Here is a 7,315-nt window from a genome sequence, read left to right as displayed (position 1 = left end):
CCAAAGGTAACAGAAGAACCAAATGTGTTAGAGAAACCAGAGGTAACAGAAAAACCGGAAGTACAAAATAAAGTAGAAGTACAAAACAAACAAGAGGTACAAGGTAAAGTAGAAGTACAAAGCAAACAAGAGGTACAAGGTAAAGTAGAAGTACAAAGCAAACAAGATGTACAAAATAAATCTGAAGTACCATCTAGTAAAGAAAATAATAAGCAATCAAAATTACTTCCTCAAACAGGGGGAGCATCAACTGAATCTACTTCTATTATTGCAGGTATGTTCGCATTAATTTTTGGAGCGATGTTGTTTAGACGTAAAAAAAATTAATGAGCGTGAGAGTTAGTTCGGAAACAAAATGTATGTGAAAAAGCGGAGACTATGGGTCTCCGCTTTTTATTATTTTTGTACATAGCTAAGTGGGATGCTACTTATTGTTTTAATTTATACGTTTTAAAACCACATGCTTTAATTTTTTGCGAAATCGGGTGATTAGCGTAATGATAATAATACCGAAGATAATTTTCCAAATGTGTTGTTCAAGTACCATGAATATATCTTCTAAGTTTTCCCCTAACCAGTAACCACCGATTAAGAAGAAGGATACCCAAAATAGGGCGCCTGAATAAATTGTCATCGCAAAGCGGCGAAACGGTAAGTTGATAATTCCTGCAAAGTATCCTGTAAAGTGGCGGATGCCTGGAATGAAAAAGGCGATAAAGATTAGAAAATATCCGTATTTATCAAACCACATTTTCGTTAAATTAATTTTTCGTTCTGTTAAAAATACATATTTCCCGTATTTCTGAATGAAAGGCATGCCAAGTTTATTTCCTAAAAAGTATTGGAATGTCATACCTACGCTTGTCCCAATAAAGGATAAAATAATTAAAATTGGTAAACTTAAATCACCTTGATGTGATAAAAATCCTGCATAGGCTAATGTTGGCTCTCCTGGAAACGGAAGAGCAATATATTCTAAAAGTAATCCAATAAGTACTACATAATACCCATATTGCTGAAATAATTCGTGAATCCATTCCATGTTGTGCGCTCCTTTTTAAATTGAAGTTGTTACACATCTTCCTCTTTTTCGCACCAATCGAACTGAAAAAATAGTAGTAGAAGAGTTTGGCTGGAGGATTTAAGCTAGTATGATTTTTTGACAACCACTCGCAAGTGATATCATACTTAATATAGCTCTTTGCTAATTAGCAAAGAGCATTGAAGTGCAAATGTTACTATTAGTTAAAGTCATAGCGGTATAAAAATATGTTAAAGTCTTCTTCTTTTGGTCCGAAATTAACTGCTTTTTCTTGTATACGTTGGAAGTTTTGTTTGTCATAAAATCCATAGTTGCATTCGTTATCTGTATATAAATATAAAGATGTTACATCTTCTTTTGTCATATAGTGGAATAGGTCGTTTAGTAAAGATTTCCCAACTCCAAGACCTCTAGATTCTTCGGATACGATGAATAATTGTATGCAGCCTTGAAAATGATCTTCTTTTCCTTGAATTAGTTCTTTATATGTTTTTTGAACTTTTATAAATGCTTTTAAAAATCCTCTATTCTCTTTATTCGTCATGAATAGTTTCAGCGTGTTAAAGGCAAAGCTAAAACTATTATGGAATTTCTTTAAACGGTTTTTATCTTTTTCGGAATCGCCTAAAATGACACCGATAATTTTATTATCTTTTTCAGCTACCTTACTAAAGGAACTTCCTAAAATACAACTGTGTAGGTAGAAGTTTAATATTGAATTTAAAAATTTTTTATCTGTAATGAATTCATTAAATCCAAATGCCTCGCCAATTAAATGTTTTATAGGCTCATAGTCCTCCTTAACTAGACTTCTATATTTTACTGTGTTCATAATTGTATACTCCCTTTATCAATGTAAATGACTTATTATAAATAGTAAGGTCTCCTCTAAGGGGAGAGTCAATAGTAGTAGGATAAAAATAAAAAGGAAGAGATTCATGTGAAAACATTATTTTCTATTGGAGAAGTTGCAAAAATAAAGGATATTACGATAAAGGCGTTAAGGTACTATCATAAGGTGGGAATTCTTATTCCAAAACATATTGATGAATCAACAGGATATAGATATTATTCTATAGATCAATTCATTCACATTGATATTATAAAAAGCTGTAGAGAGTTGAACACTAGTATAGTAGAACTTCAAGAGATTTTTAAGGAATGTAATACGGACAAGTTGTTGCAATTTTTACAATTAAAGAGAGCGGAAGCGGAAGAGCATATAAAGAAAATGAAAGAAGTAATTGAAACGATTGATGGGTTAAATGAGAAAGTAGGGCGTTCACTGGAAATATTAAAAAGTGATGAAGTATGTATTCAGTTCTTTGAGCAGCGGAATGTGATTGTAGCGCCATGCAAAGAAGTGGGGAGTTTACAGGAGTTACTGTACTATTCTAATTTAGAGAAAATCATTCAAGAGTATGAAGATAAGATGTCAATGGAAATGGGTATTCTATACAATATCAATGAAAAGTGGGATGTAGAGCCAAAATATGTTTTTAATAAGGTGCAAGATCATGTACATATGGAAGAGATGCAAAATATAAAAGTATTACCGAGCGGGAACTATGTAACATTAGCGTATAGTAAAGAAAATGAAGAGGAACGTCGAAATACTATAATTAAATATACAAAAGAAAATAATATAGAAGTGGGGAGTTTTATTGAAGTAGAGTTAGTTAATGATTTTTTTAATACGGAGTCTTATAGTTGTCAAATTCAAATTTTTATAGGGGATAGTGAGAATAAGAAGTTTTGATTCCATAACTTTATGGAATGGAGTTAGGTTCTTATTGGGGGGAAATTGCAACAGTGCATGAAATTATATCGAACACAACTTTACATATATTGACTTAAATATAAAATAAGACAATAATAGCCTACCTATTAATAAAAAGAGGGCCGTCCCAAAAAAATTGGGACGGCCTCATGAGTAGTAAGGAACGAACGTATTATTTACGTGAGAAACCTTCTTCATCAAGGTATTCCGCAGCTTCTGGATAAGAGTTGAATGTACCGTCTAAGTTTACGCCAGCGTAAACGTTCCACATGTCATCCTCTTGAATAAGAGTTAGGATATGACCGTCTTCGTTACGCCATTCTTCTTCGGCAGCAGGTTCCATTGGTGCTACAATTTCCTCTTGCTCCTGTGATAGACGTTCAATTACTTTTTCAATTAATGAACGCAGTTCTTCTTCTGAAAACTCACGGATGTTAATCATGCCTTTATCATCTGTTTTATAACCTTTAATGAAGTTTGCATATACAAATCCGTTTCCATTTGGGTGTAAATGATATACAACGTTCTTTTTATCTAAACGACTTTCTTCAAAGTGAAAGTTTACGCGTTTTAATGATACGTTCTTTCTTTCTAATTCCGGGAAAGATTCAATAATCGATAATTTTTCTTCAAAAGTTAGCATAGTGCCTCCAAGTATATAGTAAAAGATTTAATTTGTTCATTATAGCATAGTCAGGTTTGTTTCCAAAGATAGATTCGTCATATTGCTGTTTTTTAGTTTGACTTGGGAAGGTTATTTATAAATGTAGACGTTTACTTCACGAGACTGTAAAGAGTTTCTTATAAACTGGCTAACGAATGAGTATTTTTAGGTGTACAATGGAACGTGGACTTTATACGAAGGTGGTTATTTTTATGTTTCAAAAAATAGCAAAGGAATGTTTAGCAGGGTTTACTGTTGCGATTGTTGCTTTGCCGCTAGCAATTGCATTTGGTATTGCCGCAACGGGAACGTCTGAAGGAGCGCTAGTCGGATTGTATGGCGCGATTTTTGCTGGTTTGTTTGCGGCGTTGTTTGGCGGGACACCAGGACAAGTAACAGGTCCGACTGGGCCGATTACAGTTATTGCAACAGGCGTTATTGCAACTTACGGATTAGAAGCAAGTTTTATTGCATTTATGATGGCAGGATTATTTCAAATTTTATTTGGTGTATGTAAGCTAGGCTCTTACGTTCGCTATATTCCGTACTCTGTCGTTTCAGGGTTTATGAATGGGATTGCACTTATCATTATTTTAGGTGAAATGAAGCACGTGCAAAATAGTTTCCTACTCGTGTTATTAACGATTATTGTAATGATTGTTTCTGGAAGATGGATTAAGGCGATTCCATCAAGTCTAGTGGCATTAGTAGGTGTTACAGCACTATTGCCGTTATTTTCTTCTATGCTACAAGGACTTACGGTACACTTACCGGTTGTAGGAACTCTTTCTTTGAATAAGGTAATTGAAAAGATAGGTACAATTCCGGAGGCGATGCCAGCTCTTCACGTACCGGCTTTAAGCGGTCATGGGATGTTAGAACTTGTATTGCCAGCTCTAAGTATTGCTTTACTAGGATCAATTGACTCGTTATTAACGTCTGTCGTAATGGATAATGTGACAGGGACACGTCATAAAAGTAATAAAGAGCTAATCGGACAAGGTATTGGTAATATTGCGAGCGGTTTGTTCGGAGGATTAGCAGGAGCAGGGGCGACTGTTAGGTCTATTGTAAATATAAGAAGTGGCGGGAAAACGGCACTTTCAGCTTGTATGCATAGTATCATATTATTTATTTTCATTATGGGACTCGGTTCGGTGGTACAATATATCCCGCTTGCGGTATTATCAGGTATTTTAATTTTAACTGGTATAGGGATGTTTGATTGGGAAAGTATGAGGAGAGTGCACGTAGCCCCAAAGGGTGATGTTATTGTTATGTTCGTGACGATGTTTGTGACAGTGAAATTTGATTTAATGGTTGCTGTTGCGTTTGGTATTATTCTTTCTTTCATTATATATATGGTGAAATGTAAAGAGCGTAAAGCTTCTATTATAAAAGAAAAAGAAGCGACGTACACGATTCAGGGACCACTTTCTTTCCTATCAGTAGATCGTATTTTTACTTCTTTACAAGATGTGAAGTCACCGGTTGTTTTACGTATGAAAGATGTACGCTATATGGATGTATCAGGAGCTATGGCGTTACTAAACTTTGTTGAGCAGTCAGATAAAGTAGGAGCGAGCGTGACGCTTGAGCATGTACAGCCGAGTGTTGAAAAAACGATAATGATGATGGCGAATGATGAGCAAAAAGAGAAATTACAGTTTTTGAAAGCTGAGGCAATATAATAATAAGAACCTTCACACGAGTTGCGTTGTAGAGTGTGGGGGTTCTTATTATTTAGACATGTGTTGCTTATGTGGAGAATCCTTATGTCTGGATTTTATAAATCTGTTGAGCATCAATTAGATCATCTAGCTTCAAATTATATTCAGGATTTGAGAAATGGCTACCTTCACAAATTAATTGTGTACGGTTAACGAAAATATAAACTTAAGATGATTGAATAAGCCACATTTCGTCTGTTTTTTCGGATTTCTCAACTTCTTCTTGAAAAGGGAAATTTAAGAATTATTTCACTTAATTTAGCGTGTTGCAACAATCCTCTTACTGATAAGAGATACAGTATATTACAGGTTTATCTTGAATAAGTAAAAGTAGTAAATTTAAGGGAAAATAGGATAGGAATAATCTTATATTGTACATATTATATTTGGAAAGAGAGTATTCAATATATAAGAAATTTGGTATGATAACTAAATGAAATAGAGTGAAGTTTCTCTAGATTAAGCAAGAATACTGACTTGATATTTATTTAGATCATATTTGAAAGAAAAGAGATAGAAGATGAATAAAAAGTTTGTAAAAGGCGCTGCAATTTTAACCATTACAACGTTCCTATCGAAAGTGGTGGGGAGTTTTTTTCAAATTCCATTGCAAAATATAGCGGGAGATGAAGTACTTGGGATTTTTCGCCTCGTTTTTCCTGTATATATGATAGCCTTAACTTTATCAGTAGCGGGGGTTCCGCTAGCAATATCCCAGCTAATTGCTGAACTTCATGAAAAAAATGATTGGGACGGAATTGCTAAATTGTTTACGTCCGCATCTATTATCGGTGTTATATGTGGGATATTCGGATTTTTAATTATTATCATTGGATCGAGTAGCATTGCAAATATGCTTGGTGGACAAGAGACGAGGCTACCATTAATTGTTACTTCATTTGCCTTGTTAATCGCACCATACATGGCAGTGTATCGTGGATATTTCCAAGGATTTGGAGATATGATACCTACGGGCGTATCACAAGTAATTGAGCAGTTGATTCGCGTGTTCTTTATGCTAACGATTGCTTATGTATTTGTATATTGGAATAAAAGTAGTGATATCATAACAGGTGGAGCGATGATTGGTTCTTGCTTTGGCGTTATTACGTCACTTATATATTTACGAGTAAAATATGTGAGAAGCACGTATCGTTATAAGAGTAAAACGTATTCGTTACAAGACTTTAAGAAAAACGCGAAAAAAATACTCCGTGTTTCAATTCCCATTGCCATTGGAGCGTTATCTATGCCGGTTTTAAATTTAGTTGATTCCATAACAATTCCACATGTACTACATGAATCTTCTGCAACTATTCAAGAGCAATTCGGTATATATAGCCGTGGTTTTGCATTTACGCAAATAATTGTTGTACTTGCAAGCGCAATGGTATTTCCATTAATTCCATTATTAACAGCTGCTTTAACAAAAAAAGATATAGCTCTGGCTAAATTGACAGTAAAGCGCACAAATGAGTTTGCGCATGTTTTAACAATGCCGCTAACGATATGGCTTATGGCGCTCGCAGTACCGCTTAATGTTGGATTATTTACAGACACAAAAGGAAGTGGCATGCTAGCCATTTTAATTGGTAGTTCGTATTTCACATCACTTACGGTATTATCAATAGGAATTTTGCAAGGGATTAAGCGTTCAATGCAAGCGGCATGGATTATCATTGGTGCGAGTTTCGTAAAAATTATTTTAAATATAACGCTAGTAAAACAAGTTGGTATAAATGGAGCAGCGTATAGTACTCTAATCATATATATACTGATTTGTATTGCGAATTACATTTATATTAGAAAAGACCTTTCCTATCCAATACATATAGAGAAATTTATAGCGGTGATTGTAGTATCTAGTATTTTAGGGGCAGCATTATACTTTGTGTCTACACTTATCAATGTGACAGATTCTAGACTTTTTGCAATGATATATAGTGCTGTAGCGCTAGGGATAGCTTCCTTGTTATATGGCGTATGTGCGTTGAAATTAAACTGGATATCGAAAGAACAAATTCCGTTTTTACGTAAATAAATTCGATTATTATAGAAAATGAACAGCATTATAAATAAGTATGGTTTGTTATATGTTT

The 7,315-nt window shown here is 34.3% G+C and carries 7 protein-coding genes; 4 read left to right on the top strand and 3 right to left on the bottom strand.

Annotation, left to right across the window (positions count from 1 at the left end; genetic code table 11):
• Window positions 1–327: LPXTG cell wall anchor domain-containing protein (locus MR071_RS16080; RefSeq protein WP_242236912.1), on the top strand; the 327-nt coding region annotated here is incomplete at its 5' end.
• Window positions 328–436: 109 nt separating this feature from the next.
• Here the strand turns inward: MR071_RS16080 and MR071_RS16075 are convergent.
• Both MR071_RS16075 and MR071_RS16070 read right to left on the bottom strand, forming a co-directional pair.
• On the bottom strand, window positions 437–1,042 hold the full coding sequence (locus MR071_RS16075; protein ID WP_242236911.1) for a DedA family protein: 606 nt from the start codon (window positions 1,040–1,042) through the stop codon (window positions 437–439).
• Between the two features lie 199 nt (window positions 1,043–1,241).
• On the bottom strand, window positions 1,242–1,874 hold the full coding sequence (locus MR071_RS16070) for a GNAT family N-acetyltransferase (protein ID WP_105585743.1): 633 nt from the start codon (window positions 1,872–1,874) through the stop codon (window positions 1,242–1,244).
• A gap of 108 nt (window positions 1,875–1,982) precedes the next feature.
• Here MR071_RS16070 and MR071_RS16065 point away from each other — a divergent pair, with 108 nt between their 5' ends.
• Window positions 1,983–2,801, top strand: a complete 819-nt coding sequence (locus tag MR071_RS16065) for a MerR family transcriptional regulator (protein WP_242236908.1) — start codon at window positions 1,983–1,985, stop codon at window positions 2,799–2,801.
• A 193-nt stretch (window positions 2,802–2,994) separates the two neighbouring features.
• On the opposite strand, the gene MR071_RS16060 is transcribed toward MR071_RS16065, so the two are convergent.
• A complete protein-coding gene (locus MR071_RS16060; protein ID WP_016119669.1) occupies window positions 2,995–3,465 on the bottom strand; it encodes a hypothetical protein in 471 nt (156 codons plus the stop codon).
• 233 nt (window positions 3,466–3,698) lie between these two features.
• Here MR071_RS16060 and MR071_RS16055 point away from each other — a divergent pair, with 233 nt between their 5' ends.
• The gene (locus MR071_RS16055; protein WP_242236906.1) at window positions 3,699–5,177 is read left to right on the top strand and encodes a SulP family inorganic anion transporter; all 1,479 of its coding nucleotides are present in this window, start codon (window positions 3,699–3,701) and stop codon (window positions 5,175–5,177) included.
• Window positions 5,178–5,736: 559 nt separating this feature from the next.
• A complete protein-coding gene (locus tag MR071_RS16050) occupies window positions 5,737–7,257 on the top strand; it encodes a putative polysaccharide biosynthesis protein (RefSeq protein ID WP_242236904.1) in 1,521 nt (506 codons plus the stop codon).
• Window positions 7,258–7,315: the final 58 nt, after the last annotated feature.

This window comes from Bacillus cereus group sp. BfR-BA-01316, from assembly GCF_022664195.1.
Taxonomy (GTDB): Bacteria; Bacillota; Bacilli; order Bacillales; family Bacillaceae_G; genus Bacillus_A.
This window is presented reverse-complemented; position numbering and strand designations above follow the sequence as displayed.